This window comes from Sphingobacteriaceae bacterium GW460-11-11-14-LB5, from assembly GCA_002151545.1.
Taxonomy (GTDB): Bacteria; Bacteroidota; Bacteroidia; order Sphingobacteriales; family Sphingobacteriaceae; genus Pedobacter.
In genome coordinates, this window is the sequence record CP021237.1 from 3,291,632 (window position 1) to 3,314,617 (window position 22,986).

Consider the following 22,986-nt stretch of genomic DNA (forward strand, 5'->3'; position numbering starts at 1 on the left):
TTTAATCTTCGATTAATCCGCGGCCAATCTTTTTAATGGTATTGTTTTTCTTAAGATCGCCTAAAATTTTGTCTAAAATACCGTTAATAAATGAATTACTCTTCGGTGTACTGTAATCTTTTGATAACTCTAAATATTCGTTGATGGTTACTTTAACCGGAATAGATGGAAAGTTTAACAATTCGCAAATGGCCATTTTCATCAAAATGGTATCCATTAGTGCAATACGTTCCGATTCCCAGTTTTTGGTTCTATCGGCAATCATTTCCTGATATTTTGCATCATTTTGCAAAGTATGTACAAAAAGATCCTGAACAAATTTGCTGTCTTCTACCCAATCCGCACTAATTTCAGTCAATTTATTTTTGAATGGATCTTCGGATGTAAAGTTTTTCAAGGTTTTAGCGACCATACCTTTCATCACTTCGTGATCTACCTGCCAGTTGATAAATTTCTCTTCAAAAACCTGCAAAATGGCCTGGTTTTTTAAGATGATTTTCCTGAAAATATATTTGATGATATCTTTTGATGATTCTAAACTTTCGTTTGGATCGGCCAGATAATCGGCATATTCTTTTGATGCTTTTAACGAGTTGTAAACTGTTTTACGGATTTCCGGATCGAAACCCCAGTCCACTTTGTATTTTTTAACTGCAGATACGTACTCAGGGTTCTGCTGCATTAAAACGCTAAACTTATTGTGTAGCAATTTCATGTTAGGATTAATATCCTCTGCTGTTTTAATAAACTTATTTGCGCGCTCTGCAGCGTCGTTAGCAGTAAATTCGGTAACTTCTACCATTAAAGATAACATCCAGATGTACATTTCGTACACGCTATCGATGCTCTGCATTAAAGTTTTCAAATCACCTTTAATGTCTTTTTTGTCTGCCATGTGCCAAGCAAAAATATTTTGCAAAGCTTTGATTCTTAAGTGCCTTCTGTTTAACATGAATGTAAGAACGAGTGTGGTTTTTTAAAACCTGTTTTAATAATTATGATTTAATATGACGATTTAATTTTTTTAACATCTGCAATGCGTTTCTCGGCAATGCGGTTGGCTGCAATATTTGTTGATATATTTTCGGTTTTGCTTAACTTAATTACACTGCGTGTAGCATCGTAAATATTCTCGGTAAGCTGTACAGTACGTTTTTTACCAAAACCTGTTAACTCCGAATAGCAGGAAATCAATCCGCCGGCATTAATTAAATAATCCGGTGCAAATAAAATCCCTTTCTTCAACAGCAATTCGCTATCTAAAACTTCATCTTTTAACTGATTGTTTGCTGAGCCTGCAATAATAGCAAACTTCATTTTTTCGATGGTTTTGTTATTCACCGTAGCACCCATGGCACACGGCGCATAAACATCGGCATCAGTTGTAAAAATTTTATCGGCTTCGATCGGTTTTGCTTTATATTTCCGGGCAACGTAAGTGAGTTGTTCCTGGTTAATATCGCTAATCAAAACTTCGGCGTTTTCTTTTCTTAACAGTGCAACCAGGTGCTCACCAACATTTCCGATGCCTTGAACTACAATGGTTCTCCCGGCTAGCATATCGGTACCGAAAACTTCCTTAACACTGGCTTTAATGCCTAAATACACACCTTGTGCAGTAAAAGGAGCCGGATTGCCGGCACCACCGATTGACTCGGGAACACCAGTAACATAATTGGTTTCCATACGGATATATTCCATATCGCGTGTATTGGTACCCATTTCTTCTGCCGTAATGAATTCGCCATTCAGGTTCTTAATAAACCTACCGTAGCTACGCATTAAAGTTTCTGTTTTATCTTTTCTGGAATCGCCAATGATTACACCTTTGCCACCACCCAGGTTCAATCCTGTTATGGCTGCTTTGTAAGTCATTCCCCGCGATAAACGCAGTGCATCTTCTAAAGCTTCGCCTTCGGTGCTATAACTCCACATGCGTGTTCCGCCTAAAGCAGGACCCAATGTGGTATCGTGTATAGCAATAATTGCTTTTAAACCTGTATCTGGATCGTTGCAAAAAACCAATTTTTTATGGCCATAGGCACTTAATTGATCTAAAATTGAAAAATCTGACGGAGAATTTGCTGGCATATTGAACGTTCGGCTAACCTGCTGCAAAATTAAAATAAAAAACCATTATTACACCTATTTAACTAAACTATAACAAAATTAATTCGGTTCTGGATAAATTTAATAAGCCTATGAGATTATTAAAACGTTATAGGTTAAGGTAAATCATAAAAAAAACGTGGTTAAATTCACTAATGTTTGGTTCGTGGGGCACGAACCAAAGCATGAGAATGAGGTGATGAGGTAAACATTCCATGCTTTTCAGTTTCCATGACTAAAACTGACAACAGATTTTACTGAACCAAGAGCCACAATCTCATGTAAAATAAACCTGATAGGAATGTAAAGCCCGATTCTTCATCGGCTTGAAATGGATAGCAGGGCTGATCTACCCAAAAAGCACCAAACCTTGCTTTTCAAAATAATATTGACCACCTAAGTCGCCTGAGAACACTTTAGCGATATGGTTTAGGGCTTTCATTAATCTAGCTACTTTACATCATCCATTTTACATCCTCAAGTGTCATTAATTTTTAAAGCTTAGGCCCGAACAGATAAATATGCATTATGAAATAACAAAATTAGCTAAGTTTGTATGGAATGAAACATTTAAGCCGATTAAACAAATACTTTCTTAAATACAAATGGTGGATTATACCCGGAAGTATTTTCGTGGTGATTTCTAATATTTTTGGCGTAGTGCCTGCCCAGGTGATTGGTTATGCCGTTGATCTGATTACCGAAAACATTCAGATATTTAATCTTTTTTATGGCTTCGATCGACAAGCCATTATTTACGACATTTTTAGCAGCAATCTTTTATTTTTTGGCTTGCTGGTTATTGCACTTTATTTATTGCGGGGGCTGTTTCTGTTCTTTATGCGCCAAACCATTATTTTAATGTCGCGGCATATAGAGTTTGATATGAAAAACGATATCTACCAGCATTATCAGGAGCTGAGCTTAGGCTTTTACCGCCGGAATAATACCGGCGATTTAATGAACCGTGCTACAGAAGATGTTAACCGGGTAAGGATGTATGTTGGTCCGGCGATTATGTACACGATTAACACTTTTGTTTTATCGGTACTTATTATCTGGTCGATGTTTGATGTAAATGCCAAACTGGCCATTTATTGCCTGTTGCCCCTTCCCTTTCTGGTGGTGATTATCTATTATGTAAACACGCTGATCTTTAAAAAAAGCGGGAAGATACAGGAACGTTTATCAGATCTATCGAGTTTTGTTCAGGAGCGTTTTTCGGGCATCAGGATCATTAAATCCTATGTTCGTGAAGATTATACGCGAGACATGTTCTCCATCCAGAGCAACGATTATAAAAAAGATTCGATGAGCCTGGTTAAAGTATCGGCACTATTTTACCCAACCATGCTTTTATTAATTGGCCTGAGTACCATTTTAACGATATATATTGGTGGTATCCAGGTCATGAATGGCAGTATTACGGCAGGGAATATTGCCGAATTTATCATTTACATTAACCAGTTAACCTTTCCGGTAACCATGCTGGGCTGGGTTACTTCTTTAATCCAGCGGGCTGCTGCATCGCAAAAACGGATAAATGAGTTTTTAGATATCCCATCCGATATCCAGTCAAAAGAAAGTGCAGAAATTGAGCTCACGGGTAAAATCAAGTTCGACCAGGTGAGTTTTACCTATCCGGATACCGGCATTGAAGCTTTAAAAGACGTGAGTTTTGAGATTAATAGCGGCGAATTTGTAGCCATTATCGGAAAAACAGGCTCCGGGAAATCGACATTGGCGAATCTGATTATGCGGATGTATGATGTAGAAAATGGCGCCATTGATATTGATGGAAAGAACATTAAGGCCTTAAATCTAAAAGATTATCGTGAGCAAATTGGTTTTGTACCGCAAGAGGTTTTCCTCTTTTCGGATACGATAAAAAACAATATTGCCTTTGGTTTAGACCAGGTTACCGATGAGGAAGTGCATATGGCTGCAAAAAATGCCTCGGTTTATACCAATATTATCGACTTCGAAGAAAAATTCGAAACCATGCTGGGTGAGCGAGGAATAACCCTCTCAGGCGGGCAAAAACAACGCGTTTCTATTGCAAGGGCATTGATTAAATCGCCTAAGATTTTAATATTTGATGATTGTCTTTCGGCGGTTGACACGAAAACAGAGGAGGAAATACTGCAAAACCTGGGTAAAATTATGGCCGGAAAAACAAGTATTTTAATTGCCCACAGGATTTCGACCATTAAAAATGCAGATAAGATTTTAGTGCTGGATAACGGCAAAATCATTGAACAAGGCACACACAATGAATTACTTAGTTTAAATGGCAGCTATACCGAGCTTTATAACCACCAACTTTTGGAGGAGGAAACCCGAACTATTTAAATTGTGATAAAATTGTATTTTGAACTTTAAATATTTGCTTTATATTTACCGAAACCAAAAACCAACATCAATACCAACCATGGGAGAATTCGACAACAAGGAAAGAGAAGAAGTTTTTTCAAAGAAAGTAAGAGCAGGTAAGAGAACTTATTTCTTCGACGTGAAGGCTACTAGATCGGGTGATTATTATTTAACAGTTACCGAAAGTAAGAAAAGATTAGAAGACGGTGTGTTTGTAAAACATAAAATCTTTTTATACAAAGAAGATTTCGAAAAATTTGCAGAAGGACTAAATGAAACTGTTGATTACATCAAAACTCACCAGGATGTGGTTGAAAAACGTTATGAATATTCTGAAAATGGAGAACATAGCACTAAAGCAAGCGACGATTTTACTTTTTAAGTAATTATAATTTCAATAAAAAAAAGCCTCCCAATTTTAAAATCAGGAGGCTTTTTTACTTATATGCCTTTTTATTTGATACCTACAGTGCTAACGGCTACGGCAAGGATGAGTAGAAAATAACTCACTAAAAATACAATGGTAAGTACGCCCCAAAATTTAAAAAGTGATTTAACATTTGCAATGGCATCGTTTAAGTTTTCCTGATCGCCAAACAACACACCTTGTTTGCCCTTAGCTGAAAAACGTAACAACAGCAAACTTGGATAAAAAAAGAGTAAGGCCAACAGCAGGTAAAATATAGTAATTCCAGTTGCCCCGATACTGGCCAGGGGTCCTAACTGATTAAGCATTGCAGGATTTGCCGTTATTGCTGCTCCTATTCCAAATGAACTTAAAGTTAAAAATGCCGAGATAACAAAACCGACTACGGATAAAAATCTTGCCCATTTACTCATATCGTAAAGGTAGCTCCGCATTTCTTCGGTAACGACCAATTTCACTTCCTGGGGCACTTCATTTTCAAAATCTTCCATTTATCTCTATCTATTTTGGGCTAAACTTAGATAAAATATAGATTTGATACAATAGCAAGGGTTTAAATAAAGGTTTTAAAAGCTTATCTTTGCGCGGATTTTAGCGGGACGGGAGATGGAAAATGTAAGCTGGATGATGATTACCGACTAAAGACTGTGGACTAAAGACTTAAAGACTAATAAATAATGGCATTACAATGTGGTATAGTTGGTTTACCAAATGTTGGAAAATCGACTCTTTTTAACTGTTTATCAAATGCAAAAGCGCAGGCTGCAAACTTTCCCTTTTGTACTATTGAGCCCAACGTTGGCGTAATTACAGTACCTGATGATCGATTAACCAAACTGGCTGAGCTGGTTAAACCAAACAAAGTACAACCGAATACTATTGAGATTGTAGATATTGCGGGTTTGGTAAAAGGGGCATCGAAAGGTGAAGGCTTAGGAAACCAGTTTTTAGGAAATATTCGTGCGACCAACGCCATCATTCACGTTTTACGTTGTTTTGATGACGGAAATGTAATCCATGTGGATGGTTCTGTTGATCCGATCCGCGATCGGGAAATTATTGATACTGAGCTACAGCTTAAAGATTTGGATACCGTTGATAAACGCATTCAAAAAGTTGAAAAAATGGCTAAAACAGGTGGTGATAAAGATGCTAAACGTACTTATGAAATTTTAACGGTAGTTAAATCTCATTTAGAAAGTGGTAAATCGATCCGTACGGCACCATTGGCTCAGGAAGATTTTGATTTTATTGAAGATTTAGGCCTGCTTACGCAAAAACCGGTGATGTATGTTTGTAATGTTGATGAAGCATCGGTAATTAACGGCAATAAATACGTCGATTTAGTTAAAGCCAACGTTGCGGATGAAAATGCAGAAGTTTTAGTGATCTCTGCTAAAATTGAATCAGAAATTGCGGAACTGGATAGCTACGAAGAGCGTCAGGAATTTTTAGCTGATTTAGGCTTAACCGAATCGGGCGTGAATAAATTGATCCGTGCTGCTTATAAATTATTAAATCTGTACACTTATTTCACCGCTGGTGTGCAAGAAGTTAGGGCCTGGACGATTACCAAAGGGTTTACAGCGCCACAGGCTGCCGGCGTTATCCACACCGATTTCGAAAAAGGATTTATCCGTGCGGAGGTGATCAAATACAACGATTTCGTAACCTTAGGTTCTGAAAACGCCTGTAAAGATGCTGGTAAATTAGGTGTAGAAGGAAAAACCTATGTAGTGGAAGATGGCGACATTATGCACTTCAGGTTTAACGTTTAAGCCCCTAAATCCCCTAAAGGAGACTTTGAATAACATAGAGCCATTCGTAAGAGTGGCTTTTTTTTTGCCGTTTTTTTGCCACTGAGGCACGGAAATCACGGAAAACCAGTCTATTGTCACGCTGAGTGGAGTCGAAGCGCATAGGAAAGGTAAATTAAACACAGATATCCAGCAAGCAGTTTGACATGAAAGATCCTGAAATAAATTCAGGATGACGAATGCTTCAGGATGACGAAGGCAGGAGGAGCAAGCTTTAGCAAGACCTACCTACATTGCTTTTCAAAAAAACTCAAATTTTCACCCAGAGTTAACAACTTACAGGCAAGGCTGCCCAGAAAGTTGTCAACGCTAGATGCTATTGATTAAATCTCTAAGCCGTAAGCTGCCAGTTGTACTTTGGTATCTTCGTAATCGGTATGGTGGATGCCCCTTAAGCCTAGACCTTCGGCAACCTGTACAAAAAGCATACGATCGTCGATGTATAAGCTCGTTTCTACGTCGCTCTGCGAAATATCGATGGCCACCTTAAAAATATCGGCATCGGGTTTACGGAAATGCACAAAGCTTGATGACACGAAGAAATCGACAAACTCATTCAGCCTGAAGGTATTGATGCGATATTGGTTTAGTTCACGGCCTTCGTTACTGATGACGGCTACCTTGAGGTTATATTTCTTTTTTAAATCGCAGATCAACTGAATCATTTCCGGATAAGGAAGTGATTTTTTGAACATAAATTCTTTAAAATCATCATAGGTAAAACTCCGTTCTTCGAAGAAAACAATACGTTCCAGATATTCATCAAGGGTTAGTTTACCTACCTCATAAGTATCGAAGGTAAGGTGATGGCGTTCTTCAAGATCAACTGAATCGAGGTTAAAAAGTACTGAAGCTTCTCCCCTTGCATGCCTGTCCCAGCCGTTGGTTAACAAAACACCACCGATATCGGTAAAAAGTGTGGTAATTTTCTTTTGCATAATTTAGATTTAAAGTAAAACGCCTTTTAAAAAAAGAACAGCAAAGCTGAAATAAATAATCAGTCCGGTAACATCAACAAGGGTTGCTACAAATGGAGCAGATGAGGTTGCAGGATCGGCTCCCAGTTTTTTTAATAAAATCGGCAGCATAGAGCCACTTAACGACCCCCAGAGTACCACAAAAACCAAAGAAACGCTAATGGTAGCAGCAATTAAAATCCAGTGTTCTCCATAAACATTAGGTACTGCCAAATGCCAGACAAAAATGCGTAAAAATCCGATGAGGCCTAAACATAAACCCAGTAGAAAACCTGATGTAATTTCCCTGTTCATTACGCGCCACCAATCTCTTATGGTTACCTCGCCAAGCGCCATTGCCTGAATAATCAGGGTTGAAGCCTGAGATCCGCTATTCCCTCCGCATGAAATAATCAGCGGAATAAATAATGCGAGTACGGTAGCTTTATGAATTTGTCCTTCGAAAAAACCCATTGCGGTAGCGGTAAGCATTTCGCCAACCATTAAAATGGCCAGCCAGCCTACACGTTTTCTTACCAGGTTAAATATTGAAGTATCGAGATAGGGTTCATCCAAAGCCTCGGTACCCCCAATTTTGTGCATATCTTCGGTATATTCTTCGTTGGCAATCCACAAAATATCATCCACCGTAACAATCCCTAACAAAATGTTATTCTCGTCTACTACAGGTAAAGCCACGCGGTTGTTCATCCTGAAGATATTGATGGCATCTTCCTGAGGATCGTTTGCTTTTAAGGCAATGAAACGTTTATCGGTAAGCTCGCCGATAATGGCTTCAGGATCGGCCAGTAAAACCTCGCGAATCCTGATATCATCCAGCAATACCCCTTCTTTATCAATCACATACACAACATCGATGGTTTCGGAGTTTTTTCCATAACGCCTGATGTGCGCCAATACCCTGGTGATAGACCATTCGGGTTTTACGGCGATATAATCGGGCGTCATTAAACGGCCAATACTATCTTCTTTATAACCAAGGAGTGCAAGTGATTCTTTACGTTCTTCAGGCGGTAAAAGCGTAATCATTTTTTTCACCACATCACCTTTTAATTCGCTGAAAAGTGCGGTACGGTCGTCGGGCGGCAGATCTTTGATGATCTGATTCAGTTTATTGCCTGAAAGTTTTTTAATGATACGCTCCTGGGTAGGAAAATCCAGAATCCGGAAAACATTTACGGCCCGGTTGAGGGATAAGGTTTCGATAAATTTAGCTGCATATTGTGGAAGTTCATCAATCAGTTCTTCTACATCCGAAATATTCAGTTGATCGAGATATTGCTTTAAAGCCTTATCATTTTCTTTTTCAAGCAGTTCCTGAATCTCTTCCACAACCAATTCTTCCATAAACAAAATTTAATTTATTACATGCCTAATCCTCTATTAACGGTTCGCAAAGGTGCATTTTTATTTCCTAAAAAGCCAACGGTGTACCTTTAAAATTAGCCAAAAAGGATTCTTAAATTAAAAATAAAGAGGAATAAACTCATTCTACCAGCACCTGGCTTTATGATTTAATCATTTTTTAACATAAAAGATAGCTCAACAGCAGGAAGTTAATTTTGTCAGGTATTTACAGATTAAAAATAGGTTTGATTTTTTAATGAAATGATTTTGAATTTTCTATATTTGCAGCCTTATGCTCCCGTAGTTCAATGGATAGAATTATGGTTTCCGGTACCATCGATATGAGTTCGAATCTCGTCGGGAGCACAAAACGAGACAAATCAGTTTAAGCTGTTTGTCTCGTTTTTTTGTTTAGCACCTCTTTGTTAAGAGATACTAACATTACAACCCATTCCATCCAGGCATTCGAAATATTGTTTGCCAAATTGGGTGTTCCAGCGAAAATGATCATAGGTTTTATATTTACCAGACTGCAAAAAAATATCGTACAAGAGGGCAATTTCACATTTTTATATTCCTCCCTTTACCCTGTTCTGGATATCATCATTTCCCCTTTTGCGTTCTTTTGTACTGAAAGAATTACCAAAACGATAGGAGAATGAAAGCATTACCCGCCGCCCATCAACATTTACATGGCTATACATATCTATATTCTGGTACCTGGTAATCTGTTTGTATTGGCTCGACTGAAAAATATCGTTCACTAAAAGTTTTAGACTGGCTTTGTCTTTTAAGAGATTTTTTTGAAACGCCACTGAAACGGAATGATAAGATTTTTTGGTAGAAATGCCATAAACTGATTTCGAATGATAATATGCATTTAACTCGGCACTATAACCACCCCCAAGTTTAAATGAGTTTTGGGTATTGATGGTAAAACTAATCTGACTGTTTTTGAATGCTCCGGAATCTTCACCACCACGATAAATATTATTGTAAATATTGGCAAAATTTGTTGCTGTCCACCAGCTGAAATAATTAGTCTGACCGGTAAAACTAACACCATAGTTAACCAGACTCTTCAGGTTCTGGGGGCGTTCGTAAGTCGTGTTCAGGTTATCAATCTGACCCGATACCCAGGTTATGACATCAGTAGTTCTGCTATAATTTAAGGCAGTGGTATATTTGCTTTTAAAAATATGGCTCAATACGATGTTCTGTGTCAGTTCCGGCGTTAAATATGGATTTCCCTCGTAGTATAAAAGTGGATCTCGAAATACCCTGAACGGGTTTAAATCGCCATAATCAGGCCTTTGTACCCTACGGCTATAGGCCAGCTGGAACTGGTTATTTTCGCCTGCTGTCTTATTTAGTGCCAAATTTGGGAACAACTGAAAATAATTTCTTTTAATTAGCGATCCGGTTGTAACCTGATTGCCCAAAGTATGGGTATACTCTCCTCTTAAACCCAACTGTAGGGTAAAGCTTTTAAATTCGCGGTTAAGGTTTAGGTAAGCGGCATGGATCTGTTCTTTGTATTTAAAATAGTTACTGCCCGCAGGATCGTACACCCAGGCACCATCCGTTAAATTTTGATAAACCAGGTTATTATCGGAAGTTATAAATGAACTTTTCAAGCCACTCTCGATTTTGATGGCCTTACCCAATTGATCGGTATAATCTACCTTACCTACATACACATCGGTTTTAGCCGGAACATAACCTTTTCTATTGCTGGTTTGCGCAGGAGCAGATACATCAGGCGCAGAGTAAGTATCTAAATTTAACCTGGACGTAAAACTGTTACTGGCAAAATCTACATCGGCACTAAATGTTCTGGCTTCTTTTTTAAATTTATGCAGGTAGTTAAGGTTGTATGTTAAATTGCTCCAGTGCTGCTGATCATAATTGGTGGTGGCCATATCAGACTGGATAATGCCCTGCTGATTTTGCAAAATATTACTCGTTTGACTATCATGCAGGTATTTACCAATGTTCCCATTTACAAGAAAACCAATGGCGTTCTGCGGATCTAAATCTACATCCATTCCTACCCTGAAATTGTTGGTATTTAAGGGTTCGTTTGTTTCGGTATGTTGATTAGAAATCCGGTCGTAATTACCTGCTACATGGCCATTATTATAAAACCGTCTGCTAAAATCGAGGTATTCGGTTTCGCCGCGGTAAGCATAATTATAGCTTCCATAAACGTTAAAACCTGCATTTTTGTAATTAAGGTTAAAACCCGATCCATATCTTGCCTTTCGGCCCAAACCGCCATTAACAGCAAGCGATCCATTCAGGCCTTTCATCTGGTTTTTCTTCATCACAATATTAATGATACCAGCATTACCGGCAGCATCATACTTGACGGAAGGATTGGCCATAAGCTCAATTTTAGAAACAGATGCCGAATTAGTTCCTTTCAGCAATACACTTAATTCTGCCGGAGAAAGATAGGTTAGTTTTCCGTTGATCATCACGTTAACACCGGCCCTCCCTTTTAACGATATTTTACCTTCGTCGTCTACTTTAATGCCAGGTACGCGTTGCAACAATTCCAAAGCCGTATTTCCTTCTGATAAAATGCTGTTTTCCACATTGATGGTCATCTTGTCTATACTTTGTTCGATTACCTTTTTTTGAACGGAAATGTTTACAGCGTTTAAAGTCTGCGCATCCTCTATTAATTTCAATCGTCCTAAACCGATTACCCTGTGCTGAATACTAATCTGGATCACATCGGTATGATGCGTGATATAACCCATATTAGAAATTTTAACACGATAGCTACCATGTTGCAGTGCCGGAAAGGAAAAACGCCCCAACGAATCGGTCAAAGTTCCTTTTATACCTTTCCCATCTGCATCTTGCAGGGCTACAGAGGCAAATTCTACGGGGCTACCGTTTTCCATCACTACAATGCCACTGATGGCTGAATCGGTCTGTGCACAAACAGGTTTACTCCATAAAAAGCAGAGCACCAGCGGAAAAATATAAGACAATAATCTACTAACATCAGGTTTTTTACCTGAAGCAAAGGATAGGAATTTGCACATAAATTAAGCTTTTAAGAGTATAGGGATGTTTTTATTCTTTTTAGGTTTTTTCTTCTTTTTACCCCACCAGATATAAAATCCCGTAATGGGTAAACTGGCGCAGATGAAGCTTACCAGAAAGAAAATAATTTTTGTGGTAAGTCCACCGATTTCACCAACATGCAATCCATAATTAGAGCGTCTGATCCAGGAAGCCAGATTTTCATCACGGAGTCTTTTATTTGAGGCAGGTAATTCTTTTAAGCTGTGCTGATCTAAATAAACATCGCGCCAGGTCCCTTTATACATATCGGTACATACATAAATGGCTTCTGATACTTTCTCCGGAAAATGAAGGATGATTTCGAAGGGGCGATGTTCGGCAATTTCGTAAACTCCTTTTTTCCATGCACGGTCTACCTGAAGAAGAACATTCGATTGAGGGTTTTTAGTGGTATCAGATAAAGCTTCAATCCGCTGACCGTTTTTGCCTCCTGCCAACCAGAATACACTTTTGTTAAACCAGGCGAAGCTCATCATCAGTCCGGTAAAGGCAAACAAAAGCGCTACAATAATGGAATAGAATCCCAAAAGATTGTGCAGATCGTAGTTGATTCGTTTAAATCTGGCACGCCATTTTATTTTAAAACTCTGATCTCTTCCTTTTTTATTCCATTTTTTTGGCCACCATAAAATCAATCCGCTGATGAGCAGCAAGAAAAAGATGAGTGTTCCCCAACCCACCACCTGATGGCCGATTTTTTCGGGTAACCACATGTAATAATGACCGTCTTTAAAAAACTGGAAGATATCTTTTTCCTTCACCATAGCCACCACTTCTGCAGTATAGGGATTAACATAAACCAGCGAATCCATTTCATGGATACTAAAATGTGCTGTTCTATTTTCGCCATGGTACCACACCGATTCTATCTCCCGCCCAGGCAATGCCTTTTGTACCGCCTGATACAATACAGAAGGCTTAAGAATAGCTTGCCCGGTAGCTGCAGCTGGTGTTGCATGCAGCCACGGAGCGCTTAAACTTTTTATCTCCTGTTCAAAAACGAGTACACAACCAGTAATCCCCAGCACAAATACTACTATTCCGGAAGCAATCCCAAGCCATAAGTGCAGCCAGGCATTAATCTTTTTAAACGTCATTATAGGGAGATATTCAGGTTATTTTAATTTCTCTATTCTTAAAATGTAATCGATGCCGCCTACAAACTCTACTCCTTTGGTTAATTGATCGGTAGCAGGATCGTATTGCCAGATGTAATCTTTATCTGCTGCATTAACTGCGATAAATGCTTTACCGTCTTCAACAATTACAGCATTCACCATACGTTCGCCTTTATCCGCCGGAAGATTTAATTTTTTGATCAACGCACCTGTTTTAACATCAACTACACAGAAGTAATGATCGGCATCGATACTCTGGCCTGCAATTCGCGAACGTACTATGGCTTTTCCATTGCCAATATACCACATGGCAGGAACCATTTCGTTATTGGCAACAGCCGAGAAATTAAAGAAATAAGTTGGATCTATTTCGGCCGAGCCGTTTTTAATCCTGTACATGGCAGATGGTGATTTATAATCGTAAACATTAACCGGATCGCTGATGAAATACAAATCACCGGTTTCATCCACGAATGATGATGGTGCATAAACATTTGGTCCGCCCAGCCCGGTTGTACGCGTATCTGAAAGTGATTTTTCAACCGCCATGGTGCTATAATCGATTACGGCTACATAAGCCCTTTGATAAACCGGCATGTTCGGATAATTGGTATAATCGGTAGAACCAAAACCATAACCCAGAAAAAGTTTATTGTTCCTGAATTCGGCAAAACCGATGGTATAGGCATCAAATCCGGCCGGAATCTTTTCTAAATTCAGCTTTCCTGTTTTAATGGTCATTTTGTCCACTTTAACCACAGCATAACGGGCTTCGTTGTTTCCATCTCCAAAAATAACCAGGGTATTATGATCTACCCAGGTATAAGAGCTCCAGTTTAACCATGAAAAAGGAATCTCCTTATCGATTAAAAGCGATCCGTTTTCTACATGATATTTGCCTAAACGGCCACTACCTGCATTTGCGTGGTAATAGAAACCATCTCTCTGGATCACATCCTGCGCATAAACCTTGCCCGTCATTTCGGCACCATTCCCTTTTAAGCTAACGGTACCCCCGGTTAGCGATTGGATCCCTGCAATGTAATAAGCGGTATTTGGCCAGCTGCCCACACATAATACCGCAGCATATTTGGTACCCTCTTCTATATGGCCAACATCTCTTTTCTCGCATCCGCTGGCGAAAACAACAATAAGTGCAATGGCGAATAATTTATTGAAGTGATATATAATTTTGTTCATCGTGATTGATATAAAATAATGTCTGATCGATTTGGAGATTGATTATTGGATAAAATACCTCAGTTTTACAGAAAACGATCTGCCGGGTTTCTGTAACCTGAAATTATCGTAAGCAAGTTCGTTGGTTAAATTTTTACACTCCGCCGAAATGTTATACCTGCCGTTGTGCAATGAGTAGCTTAATGCTGCATTTTGGATAAACTGTGTAGGAATATCTGATTTCCCGTTAGGGTTTCCCTTTCCTTCCCAGGTTAAATAAAACCAGTTTACATATTGGGTAAACCAGTTAAACTGCAAGCGTGTATTTTTGCCCAACAGGTCATTTTTCCCGATACTGAAATCGGCATTTCCAAATAACCATGGTTGGTTAGGAATTTTATTCAGGTAGGTTCCTTCTACATTATACGATTCTGTTTGACCGTTTTTTGTAGTATTTACTGCATTTTGATAGGTTAAATTCAGGTTTATTCCCAATAACTGATCGTAAGTGTAGCGTACTTCGGCTTCAAAACCGGTAATGCGAACGCTCGACTGGTTTTGGTTTTTTAATAATTTAGAGCGCTCATCAGGCACTGGGAAGATAAAATCCTTTGCATCGCGATAAAAGCCCGATGCTTCTACAAAAAATGTATGCTTGCCCAACTTAAAATTGTAATAGGCTCCAAGGTTGATGTTATCGCTACTTTCTGGTTTCAGATCTGGATTTCCCTGTAAGTTTAAACCATCTCCAAACATTTCTTCGGCTTCCTGCAAACGGTAAGCGTGCTCAAAAGAAGCTTTAATGCCTAAATCTGGCGTGATTTTATATCTGGATGCCACCCCGTAACCCAAATTACTAAAAGCGGTATCCAGTAAAGTATAAACCTGATTAATGTATTTAGGCCTTTCTAAACCCAGGTGGTAATATTTAACAAAAGCAGTATTGACCAGTTTCTTATCTAAAAGGTCTTGCTGATAAGCCAGTCCCACAATCTGCTTTCTTAAAAGACCAGGTGTTTCATCGTGATCCGTTAACAGTTCGTTAAAATTTCTGTTTTTTAAATGATCGAAAGTATAATTTAGGTTTAAAGTGTGTTCGCTGTTGATCACATAACTCAAATTGGCCATTGCATAAGTTCTGGGCCTGATAATATTTGCGATCGTTTTAATTCCGCCCATTTCCGAATAGCCCTTATCGAAATAAGTACCATCCCAGTTATAGGTGCGTTTTACCGTATCGGTGGTTTTGTAAGTATCTTTAGATCTGGCTAAAAATGCACTTAAACTTAAACCATCAGTAAACAGGTTATCTTTTTTATACCTTAAAGTAGCACTGCGTGCTTTACTGGCCCTGGTTACTTCGCCATATACAATGTTCTGGTCGAAACCTGTTTGCAAATCCTGGTGTGCTTCGTTATAACCTACGCCAACAAATAATACATCAGCCCATGTCTTATTGGTTATCCCGGCTTCTACCTGCCCCAGCAACGACTCGTAATTATCGTGGAAACGTCGAACATCTGCTTTTACAAATTCTGCTCCGTTTAAATCAGCAATATAATTGCCTATACGCGTTCCACCCTGCACTACATCCACATCTTTCATGATATAGTTATTATCAGAAGAATTATAGAAACCACTGGCCTTAACAATAATTCCAGTTTTTTTATCTACAAACTGGCCATTTAAAGAAGAACGGTTGGTATTAAAAGATCCATAACTATGACTAACATCTAAATAGTTGCTTAGCTTTTGATTGGTAATGACGTTTACTGCACCACCCATTGCATCGGCACCTAAATTAACCGGAACAACACCTTTATACACTTCTAAACGATCGGCCATATTAACCGGGATGTTATTGAGCGACATGGCGCTGCCCATTACATCCATCGGGATCCCATCTACAAAAAATTTAACCTGTTTACCAGATAAACCGTTGATGGAAAATTTGAAATCAGAACCCAAACCACCCTGCTCGCGGATACGGACACCGGTACTGCGGTTCAGGATTTGATTTAAATCGGCAGTGGTATTGGCCAGTTTTCTGGTATCGATGGCGTTAACACTGAAACCCGACTCTTTAACTTCCTGTGTTTTGGTTTTGCCATTTACGGCAACATCGTTCAGTTGTTTCTGGTCTTTCTTTAATGAAAAATCTATTTTAACGATCTGCCCCTGTTTAACCGTAATATTTTTTGATTCTTGAATAAAGCCAATGTATGATACGACAATGGTATAACTGCCCGGCTGAATATTTTTGATTTCGTAGTAACCTGACTGATCTGTTGTGGCGCCAATTTTGGTTTCCTTTATCTGGATGGTAGCCCCAACAATTACTTCTTTGCCATCTTTAATGGTCCCTGAAATGGAGGATGAAGTTTGAGCAAAAGCGCTTAGAGATAGTACGCTGAATAAAATGAGTAGTAGATTTTTTCCGTAAAACATTGTTTTAATATTGTGCATTTACTGGGTAGTAGCACAATTCGTATTTTCCCGAAGGTGAGAAACGAAAAAAAATAAAATAAAATTGGGATGGAAAATGGAAGAGGTAAAATGGAATATGGATTCCCGCAAATTTGAGATGATAAACGTCGCGGAGAATCTTTTATTTGCGGTTAAAAAAAACAGTTATTAATCCTTCAATCGGTCTATCCGCATAATAAAATCGGTATCCCCTCCTAACTGAAGTCCTTTTTTCAATGTACCGGTTTTGATATTGTATAGCCAGATATAATTGCCTTCTTTGGTAGAATTCACAGCAATGTAAGCGGTATCGCCCTCCACAATCACACACTCTCTTCTGGTTCCCTTATCTAACGGAAGATTGAGTTTGGTAACCGATTGTGTTTGCAGATCGAGTACGTAAAATTCAAAGTGTGCCGTGCTATAGTGATCGCCCAAACCTTTAAAAAGGTCTTTTCTTTCAGAACGGATAATGGCTTTATTTCCGCCAAGGTACCACATTCCATAAGCATGGTTCTGAACCTTTGAAGCCGAGATATTAAAGAAATAATCCTGGTTTATCTTTTTTTCGCCGGCCTTGATCTTAAACACCCCAGTAGGCAGCTCGGTCCTGTTCCCCAAAGCTATCCCCGGGCATGACTGAAAATAATAATCGCCATGATCATCCTTAAAATTATAAGATTGAATGGTATTGATTCCACCAGGATAGGTAGAACGGGTATCTTTTTGTGTGTTAAGAAGTTTCATTTCCGGGTAAGTCAGTTCTGAAACATATAAGGTATCGCTGGTTAAATAATTAGATACATTCTGTGTTACATGGTAGGTATAACCAACCAAAAGTGCATTTGCTTTTTTCTCTACAAAACCAATAGAAAGGGTGGTGAACTTACCCGATGGTGCGGGAATCTGCATATCGCCCTTTGCGATGACCTCCATTTTAGCTGTGTTGATAAAAGTATATTTGGTATGGTTGTAACCCGAAAGATTTAATCCGGTAAGCAGCAGGCTATCCTTCCCGATCCAGTTAAAGTTCTCGATGCTGAAATCTTTAATATCCAAAAATCCTGCGACAACCAGTTTTTCGTTTTCCAGTTTAAATTTAGAGAAACGGCTGGTTTTACGATTGAGGTGATAAAAGAATCCATCTTTTACAAAAACATCCCTATCCATATCTTTCTGATCCAAAAGAATACCTTGTGTTTCCGGTTTTAGCAAACCACGATCTAATGCATTCGTCGTGAGCATATATTCTCTTCCATCTTTGGCCAGAATATACAAGCTGTATTTAGCATCTTTTTGGTCAGTGCGCTTATCTCCGCAACCGAGCATACAGCAGGCAAAAATAACGGGAATGAAAAATCTGATGATGCGAGGGAGGTTCATTGTAGGCGGTAGAGCTGGTTAAATATCAAACTGGGCCGAAAGTTGTTTCTGCATCACCGGGGGTAAATCCATTAAATTGCGCTCGCTAATTACCACGATACTTTTTACACCGGTTTTATTTTTAAGGATAATATAAGTCTGTCCTTTTAACAAGGTTATCTTCTTATCTGTGCCTTCAAAAACAAGATTGATATCTTTCTTTGGAGAAATCAGGATACTTCCCGTCAGATCGATCATGCCATCGCTATTGTTTATTTTAGCAACGGTATTTGGTCCTATGGCCACATCGTATCCTTTGGCATCAATATGTTTTACATACCGTGCAGAGGGATTATTTAATTCTAAAAAGTCAGTTTGTCCAAAAGATTTATTGGCCATTATAAAATAAGCAATAACACCAGCCATGGCGATAAATACAGATGCGGCAATAGCACCCTTCCACATGAAATAAGTATTACTCCTTTTTGGCAATGGCTTAATCGCCTGTGGCATAACGGTTTCAATTTCCTGCCACATTTCCTGCTTCAGGGCATTTTTATCTTTTGCTAAAGCTACGGTATTCAGCTCCTCTACATCAGTATTGAACAGCCATTCTTCTACCCTCTGGCGCTCTTCGGCACTACAGGCATTTAAATGGTATTTTTCTAAAAGTTCTTGACTAATGTTCATGCTAATGAGTTGCTCCTAAAAAGGATGCAGGTATCTGCAAACTTAATAAATTATTGCTTTTAAATAGAAGTAGCCTAAACACCGATTTTCCGTAAGTTCTTGAAATAAAAAATTAATAACTGGCCAAACCAACTTTAAGCCTGCTCATGGCCTTCGTGATATGATACTCTACAGCACGTTCGGAAATATACAGCAAACCGGCAATTTCTTTATTGCTCATTCCCTGTTCGCGACTCATTTTGTATACCCGTTTGCACTGGCAGGGCAAGGTATCGACCAAAACATCTACTTTTTCTTTTAAATTATTAAAAAGTACCTGTTCTTCAGTACAATTGCTGGAAACCGAGCAGTCCATCATCTGAAATTCGTTATGCTTTTGCCGGTTTACCTTATTTCGGATATACTCGAAGGTTTTAAATTTGGCCGATCGGATCAGGTAATGTTCAATTTTTTCTATTTCGAGTTCCGATCTCCGCTCCCAAAGGGACTTAAAAATCTCCTGAACCATACCCTTTGCGGGTTCAACCTCTTTGATATTATTGTAACAAACCGCAAATACCTTCTCCCAGTATAATTCATAGGCCATTTCGAACGATTGTTTATCGATCTTTATTAATTTACCTGAGAAAGGATGATTTGTAGCTTCCAAATACCTGTTTGATGGTTGGCTGCAAATATAGCTATTTAGATCAATTAAAAATAAGAGCTTTTAAAAATGGTAGATAATTTCTACTATAAAGCTGAAAACACTTTAAAAACGAGCCGATAGGCCAATTAGAATGTTGGTAAATCTCAGTAAGCCTTCGGGTAATAGCTCACTTCTGGCTTTCTACCAAAAGTGAGCTAAATTGTAAATTGTCTTTGCTGACCAGATAATAGGCACGAAACAGGAAAGTCCCGGCTCGTTTATGTTATAGATGGGTAGGCAGGTAATAATTGCTGGTTGTGATCGGTAACTGTTTCTTTGCCAGCATATCTTTATAGATTATCCCTGTTGCTACAACCGCACCCCGCTTGTCAGCGGTTGGATAGGTCATACTGGAATCATGTGAAAAGCCGACCATATGGCCAATTTCGTGTACGGCAATGGAACAGATGTCCATGGTCAGGTAGTCGTGTAACACATGGTTGGCTAATCCAAATGTAGATCCGCCACCTAGCCCGGAAACATTTACCACTACGCCACAGTTGATTGTTGACATATCTAATATCTTCTTAAAAGCTTCCTGTTTCTGTTCAGCAGTCAATAACACCTTATCGTTTCCGGTAATCGGTTCAGCTAAAAATGCTGTCCTGGTTTCTTCAGCCTGGATCAGATAGGCCAGGTTGATGATCAGGCCTGAGAATCTCCGTATATCCTTAGCTTCAATATTATCTTTCCAGTTATCAGTCGGAATATCCTTAGTATCATATTCATGGTATTTAATCTTCCATTTTAATTTGGACAAGCTTTTTAGTTTTTTGATCAGATCCGAATCACCGGTAAAATCAAACGATACTTTTTCAATCGGAATACCTGTGGTTTTATATTGCGCAAGATCTACTTCTCCTCCATCGCTGTCGAGAAATTTGGTTCCCCCTTCAATGAACGGATATTTGATCTGCTGGACGCCATGTGCCCTGATTTTTCCAATCCTGAACAACCTAACCGGCTTTGATAGCCCCTCTACGGTTAAAAGTATAGTGGCATCTGCGATTTCAACAGGCGCAAAATTAGCCACTTCGATCGTCGTCGCATTGATAGCCTTCACCCGCAGCACCTTACCAATCTCATAACGTCTTGCTTCAGAAGTCAAGAGTTCTATCGATTCACCGTCCTGGAACATCAGCGCAGCGTTATTATTGTTATCAAAATTATACTGAACTGTTGTTACAGGATCAGGAACGGGTGGCGTTGGTTTTTCTTTTTTACAACTAAAAAATAAAACCGTTAATAATAGAAAGGTGATTTTTTTCATAGTAGATATTGATTTGATGATATCATTAGGTAATATTTCATTACCTAATGATTAATGATCTATTCGGATGCCCCTTTTGCTAATATAACCCAAGTTCGGCTATGGCGGCAAATTGTGTTCCATCCCAGGAAGTATTGGCCACAATTTTAAGGTATTGAAAGGTCAGCGCCGATCCAAATGCAAAATATTGTTTACCATCTGTTTTAACAGTCGAAAAATTTCCCCTGGAGGTATAACTGATGCCGTCGGTACTGGTCAGAATTTCAAAATCTTTGATCGCCCGTCTTGATCCTGAACGGTGCTGCAGGGCGATACCACTTGCAGTCTTATTGCTTCCAAGATTTACGCTGATAAAATGAGGGTAGGTTCCTGCAGGGGATGATGACCATTTGCTATGCCAAAAAGTAGTCGAGTTATTGTCAAGGACATTCGTTGCATAACCATTCTCTCCCGTTTCCTGTGAGCTGAATCCATCGATTGTCCAGCCTGTTTTGCTAAGTTCCGGGCGATAACCGAAATTAATCACAGGTATGCCACCCTGGAAGGTATAATAATAGATGTGTTCGGTAATGGTACCATTGGTATGCACAAATTTGACCTTCAGCTCATAAGGTATCCCATCCGTTTTTACCCAGAATTCTGATATAGGCATAACCACACTGAAACTATCTGTTCCGATTTTGGAACTCGCCCAGGTAATCGCATTATAATCGTGGTTAACTCCAGTGCCCTCATTACCCACGTTAGGATCGTTAAAATACAGGACCTTATCTACCGTGCCTGTAGAAGTAAATTTTCCAGAGCACACGATCGCACTTTGTGCTGCTGAGTAACTGGCATAAATTCTAGGTATTGTGGTGCTTACACTACCATAATAAGTAGAACTGTTATTGTTGAATACTTCGTTGTTGTTAAAAATAGCTGCATCTGCTGCAGAAATAAAGGTTGGCGTTTTGCCCAGGGTATAGTTGCCCGATCCCATCAACGATGTACCGAGGCTATTTTTTTGAGATACGGATTCGCGGTTGTGGGAAGAATTTAATGCATGTCCCATTTCATGTGCCAGTCCGCCAATCCATTTAGTAAACGGTTCAGTACCAATATTAGCAATATTAAAGCCTGCATAATCCAGGGCATAACAGTATTTTCCGTACCCATAAAATGGATTTCCTCCGGCGGGTTCTCCATTTGCATTTGTTGTGAATGGTGGTAACAGGATAAGTACATGCTGGCTTTGCTTTAAGCCCGGATGAGCTGTAAAAAAATTATCCACTTCTGTAACACCAAGACCAGAATTGAAATTTGTTTTCGACTGTGTACTCCTGATTACATTAATCTGGACTAATTGCGTAGTTGTATCTTTAACAAGGCCAAAGGTTTTTAACCCATATCCGTTTCTATTCAATTCTTGGGCATAGTAATTCTGGATCCATGTTAACACGCCATCAACCCTGGATCTGAAATTTGCAAGTGTATCAAGATCAGTTGGAACCAGATAGACAACGGTAAGATTACGGTTGTGAGATATCACTGGGTTCGATACCGTCATCTGTGGATTAGACTTGAAGGTACTGTTTGTTTCAGCTACCGGGATTTCTGTTCTTTTACAGGAGGAAGCGCAGAAGATGCCTACTGCGGCAAGGGCCATTAATAATTGTTTTTTCATTGTTTTATTTTTGGTTAGGTAAGTTGATATTCTTATTCGCCTGGCTTATGCAAAATAGCAACGGCGATATTTATAGGTTTAAAACCCTGTTTCATGGGTTTTAAAAATTTGGTTCATGGGTTTATCTGGTTAGTTAATATTTTGACCAATCGCTTGGCTTATCTCTATCGTAAAAATCTTTAATAAACTGATTATTAAGCCGGTAAAATCTTAAACAAATAGTGTGAAAATTTTAAATTTTAGGCCTTTTCAGTATTCTATTCTCTTTTCAGAGTCAATATGGAGTTAAATAACTGATTGTCTTACCAATGGCTGATTTAAACCTTTAAGGATAAAAAGACTGGTTGCTTCCCAGGTTAAGTAGTTGCTTGTAAAAGTGAAAACCCTGAATAATT

Annotated in this window: 17 protein-coding genes and 1 tRNA gene; 4 read left to right on the forward strand and 14 right to left on the reverse strand. The window is 38.9% G+C overall.

Features of this window, described 5'->3' with window-relative positions:
• Position 1: 1 nt before the first annotated feature.
• Positions 2 to 952: a transcription antitermination factor NusB gene (locus tag CA265_13255; GenBank protein ID ARS40574.1), complete on the reverse strand. Its 951-nt coding sequence runs from the start codon at positions 950 to 952 to the stop codon at positions 2 to 4.
• A 50-nt stretch (positions 953 to 1,002) separates the two neighbouring features.
• Positions 1,003 to 2,091: a leucine dehydrogenase gene (locus tag CA265_13260; protein ID ARS40575.1), complete on the reverse strand. Its 1,089-nt coding sequence runs from the start codon at positions 2,089 to 2,091 to the stop codon at positions 1,003 to 1,005.
• 579 nt (positions 2,092 to 2,670) lie between these two features.
• Here CA265_13260 and CA265_13265 point away from each other — a divergent pair.
• Together CA265_13265 and CA265_13270 are read left to right on the forward strand one after the other, a co-directional pair.
• Entirely contained in the window at positions 2,671 to 4,461 is a 1,791-nt protein-coding gene (locus tag CA265_13265) for an ABC transporter (protein ID ARS40576.1), read from the forward strand.
• Between the two features lie 79 nt (positions 4,462 to 4,540).
• A complete protein-coding gene (locus tag CA265_13270) occupies positions 4,541 to 4,864 on the forward strand; it encodes a DNA-binding protein (protein ID ARS40577.1) in 324 nt (107 codons plus the stop codon).
• A 71-nt stretch (positions 4,865 to 4,935) separates the two neighbouring features.
• Here the strand turns inward: CA265_13270 and CA265_13275 are convergent, their stop codons facing one another.
• On the reverse strand, positions 4,936 to 5,400 hold the full coding sequence (locus CA265_13275) for a hypothetical protein (GenBank protein ID ARS40578.1): 465 nt from the start codon (positions 5,398 to 5,400) through the stop codon (positions 4,936 to 4,938).
• A 186-nt stretch (positions 5,401 to 5,586) separates the two neighbouring features.
• Between CA265_13275 and CA265_13280 the strand changes: the two genes are divergently transcribed.
• Complete coding sequence (locus tag CA265_13280) at positions 5,587 to 6,687, forward strand: redox-regulated ATPase YchF (GenBank protein ID ARS40579.1); 1,101 nt, start codon at positions 5,587 to 5,589, stop codon at positions 6,685 to 6,687.
• Between the two features lie 362 nt (positions 6,688 to 7,049).
• Here CA265_13280 and CA265_13285 read toward each other — a convergent pair whose 3' ends face one another.
• Both CA265_13285 and CA265_13290 read right to left on the reverse strand, forming a co-directional pair.
• Entirely contained in the window at positions 7,050 to 7,664 is a 615-nt protein-coding gene (locus CA265_13285; protein ARS40580.1) for a hydrolase, read from the reverse strand.
• 9 nt (positions 7,665 to 7,673) lie between these two features.
• Entirely contained in the window at positions 7,674 to 9,050 is a 1,377-nt protein-coding gene (locus CA265_13290; GenBank protein ID ARS40581.1) for a magnesium transporter, read from the reverse strand.
• A gap of 294 nt (positions 9,051 to 9,344) precedes the next feature.
• Between CA265_13290 and CA265_13295 the strand changes: the two genes are divergently transcribed.
• Positions 9,345 to 9,419: transfer RNA gene (locus CA265_13295), tRNA-Arg, on the forward strand.
• Positions 9,420 to 9,619: 200 nt separating this feature from the next.
• Here the strand turns inward: CA265_13295 and CA265_13300 are convergent.
• From CA265_13300 to CA265_13340, 9 genes are all read right to left on the reverse strand, one after another.
• The gene (locus CA265_13300) at positions 9,620 to 12,109 is read right to left on the reverse strand and encodes a hypothetical protein (protein ARS40582.1); all 2,490 of its coding nucleotides are present in this window, start codon (positions 12,107 to 12,109) and stop codon (positions 9,620 to 9,622) included.
• A gap of 3 nt (positions 12,110 to 12,112) precedes the next feature.
• Entirely contained in the window at positions 12,113 to 13,249 is a 1,137-nt protein-coding gene (locus CA265_13305; protein ID ARS40583.1) for a hypothetical protein, read from the reverse strand.
• Positions 13,250 to 13,267: 18 nt separating this feature from the next.
• The gene (locus CA265_13310; GenBank protein ID ARS40584.1) at positions 13,268 to 14,476 is read right to left on the reverse strand and encodes a hypothetical protein; all 1,209 of its coding nucleotides are present in this window, start codon (positions 14,474 to 14,476) and stop codon (positions 13,268 to 13,270) included.
• Between the two features lie 36 nt (positions 14,477 to 14,512).
• Positions 14,513 to 16,897 carry an energy transducer TonB gene (locus CA265_13315; GenBank protein ID ARS40585.1) on the reverse strand — a complete coding sequence of 795 codons (2,385 nt, stop codon included), beginning with the start codon at positions 16,895 to 16,897 and terminating at the stop codon, positions 14,513 to 14,515.
• 186 nt (positions 16,898 to 17,083) lie between these two features.
• Entirely contained in the window at positions 17,084 to 18,298 is a 1,215-nt protein-coding gene (locus CA265_13320) for a hypothetical protein (GenBank protein ID ARS40586.1), read from the reverse strand.
• Positions 18,299 to 18,316: 18 nt separating this feature from the next.
• A complete protein-coding gene (locus CA265_13325; GenBank protein ARS40587.1) occupies positions 18,317 to 18,967 on the reverse strand; it encodes a hypothetical protein in 651 nt (216 codons plus the stop codon).
• Between the two features lie 112 nt (positions 18,968 to 19,079).
• Complete coding sequence (locus tag CA265_13330) at positions 19,080 to 19,553, reverse strand: RNA polymerase sigma-70 factor (protein ID ARS42982.1); 474 nt, start codon at positions 19,551 to 19,553, stop codon at positions 19,080 to 19,082.
• A gap of 325 nt (positions 19,554 to 19,878) precedes the next feature.
• The gene (locus CA265_13335) at positions 19,879 to 20,925 is read right to left on the reverse strand and encodes a hypothetical protein (GenBank protein ARS40588.1); all 1,047 of its coding nucleotides are present in this window, start codon (positions 20,923 to 20,925) and stop codon (positions 19,879 to 19,881) included.
• A 79-nt stretch (positions 20,926 to 21,004) separates the two neighbouring features.
• Positions 21,005 to 22,591 carry a hypothetical protein gene (locus CA265_13340; GenBank protein ID ARS40589.1) on the reverse strand — a complete coding sequence of 529 codons (1,587 nt, stop codon included), beginning with the start codon at positions 22,589 to 22,591 and terminating at the stop codon, positions 21,005 to 21,007.
• Positions 22,592 to 22,986 lie beyond the last annotated feature (395 nt).

What these genes read in the sequence shown, in the direction of transcription:
- CA265_13255 (ARS40574.1), bottom strand. Translation starts at nt 952, where the DNA reads ATGTTAAACAGAAGGCACTTAAGAATCAAAGCTTTGCAAAATATTTTT.
- CA265_13260 (ARS40575.1), bottom strand. Translation starts at nt 2,091, where the DNA reads ATGCCAGCAAATTCTCCGTCAGATTTTTCAATTTTAGATCAATTAAGT.
- CA265_13265 (ARS40576.1), top strand. Translation starts at nt 2,671, where the DNA reads ATGAAACATTTAAGCCGATTAAACAAATACTTTCTTAAATACAAATGG.
- CA265_13270 (ARS40577.1), top strand. Translation starts at nt 4,541, where the DNA reads ATGGGAGAATTCGACAACAAGGAAAGAGAAGAAGTTTTTTCAAAGAAA.
- CA265_13275 (ARS40578.1), bottom strand. Translation starts at nt 5,400, where the DNA reads ATGGAAGATTTTGAAAATGAAGTGCCCCAGGAAGTGAAATTGGTCGTT.
- CA265_13280 (ARS40579.1), top strand. Translation starts at nt 5,587, where the DNA reads ATGGCATTACAATGTGGTATAGTTGGTTTACCAAATGTTGGAAAATCG.
- CA265_13285 (ARS40580.1), bottom strand. Translation starts at nt 7,664, where the DNA reads ATGCAAAAGAAAATTACCACACTTTTTACCGATATCGGTGGTGTTTTG.
- CA265_13290 (ARS40581.1), bottom strand. Translation starts at nt 9,050, where the DNA reads ATGGAAGAATTGGTTGTGGAAGAGATTCAGGAACTGCTTGAAAAAGAA.
- CA265_13300 (ARS40582.1), bottom strand. Translation starts at nt 12,109, where the DNA reads ATGTGCAAATTCCTATCCTTTGCTTCAGGTAAAAAACCTGATGTTAGT.
- CA265_13305 (ARS40583.1), bottom strand. Translation starts at nt 13,249, where the DNA reads ATGACGTTTAAAAAGATTAATGCCTGGCTGCACTTATGGCTTGGGATT.
- CA265_13315 (ARS40585.1), bottom strand. Translation starts at nt 16,897, where the DNA reads ATGTTTTACGGAAAAAATCTACTACTCATTTTATTCAGCGTACTATCT.
- CA265_13320 (ARS40586.1), bottom strand. Translation starts at nt 18,298, where the DNA reads ATGAACCTCCCTCGCATCATCAGATTTTTCATTCCCGTTATTTTTGCC.
- CA265_13325 (ARS40587.1), bottom strand. Translation starts at nt 18,967, where the DNA reads ATGAACATTAGTCAAGAACTTTTAGAAAAATACCATTTAAATGCCTGT.
- CA265_13330 (ARS42982.1), bottom strand. Translation starts at nt 19,553, where the DNA reads ATGGCCTATGAATTATACTGGGAGAAGGTATTTGCGGTTTGTTACAAT.
- CA265_13335 (ARS40588.1), bottom strand. Translation starts at nt 20,925, where the DNA reads ATGAAAAAAATCACCTTTCTATTATTAACGGTTTTATTTTTTAGTTGT.
- CA265_13340 (ARS40589.1), bottom strand. Translation starts at nt 22,591, where the DNA reads ATGAAAAAACAATTATTAATGGCCCTTGCCGCAGTAGGCATCTTCTGC.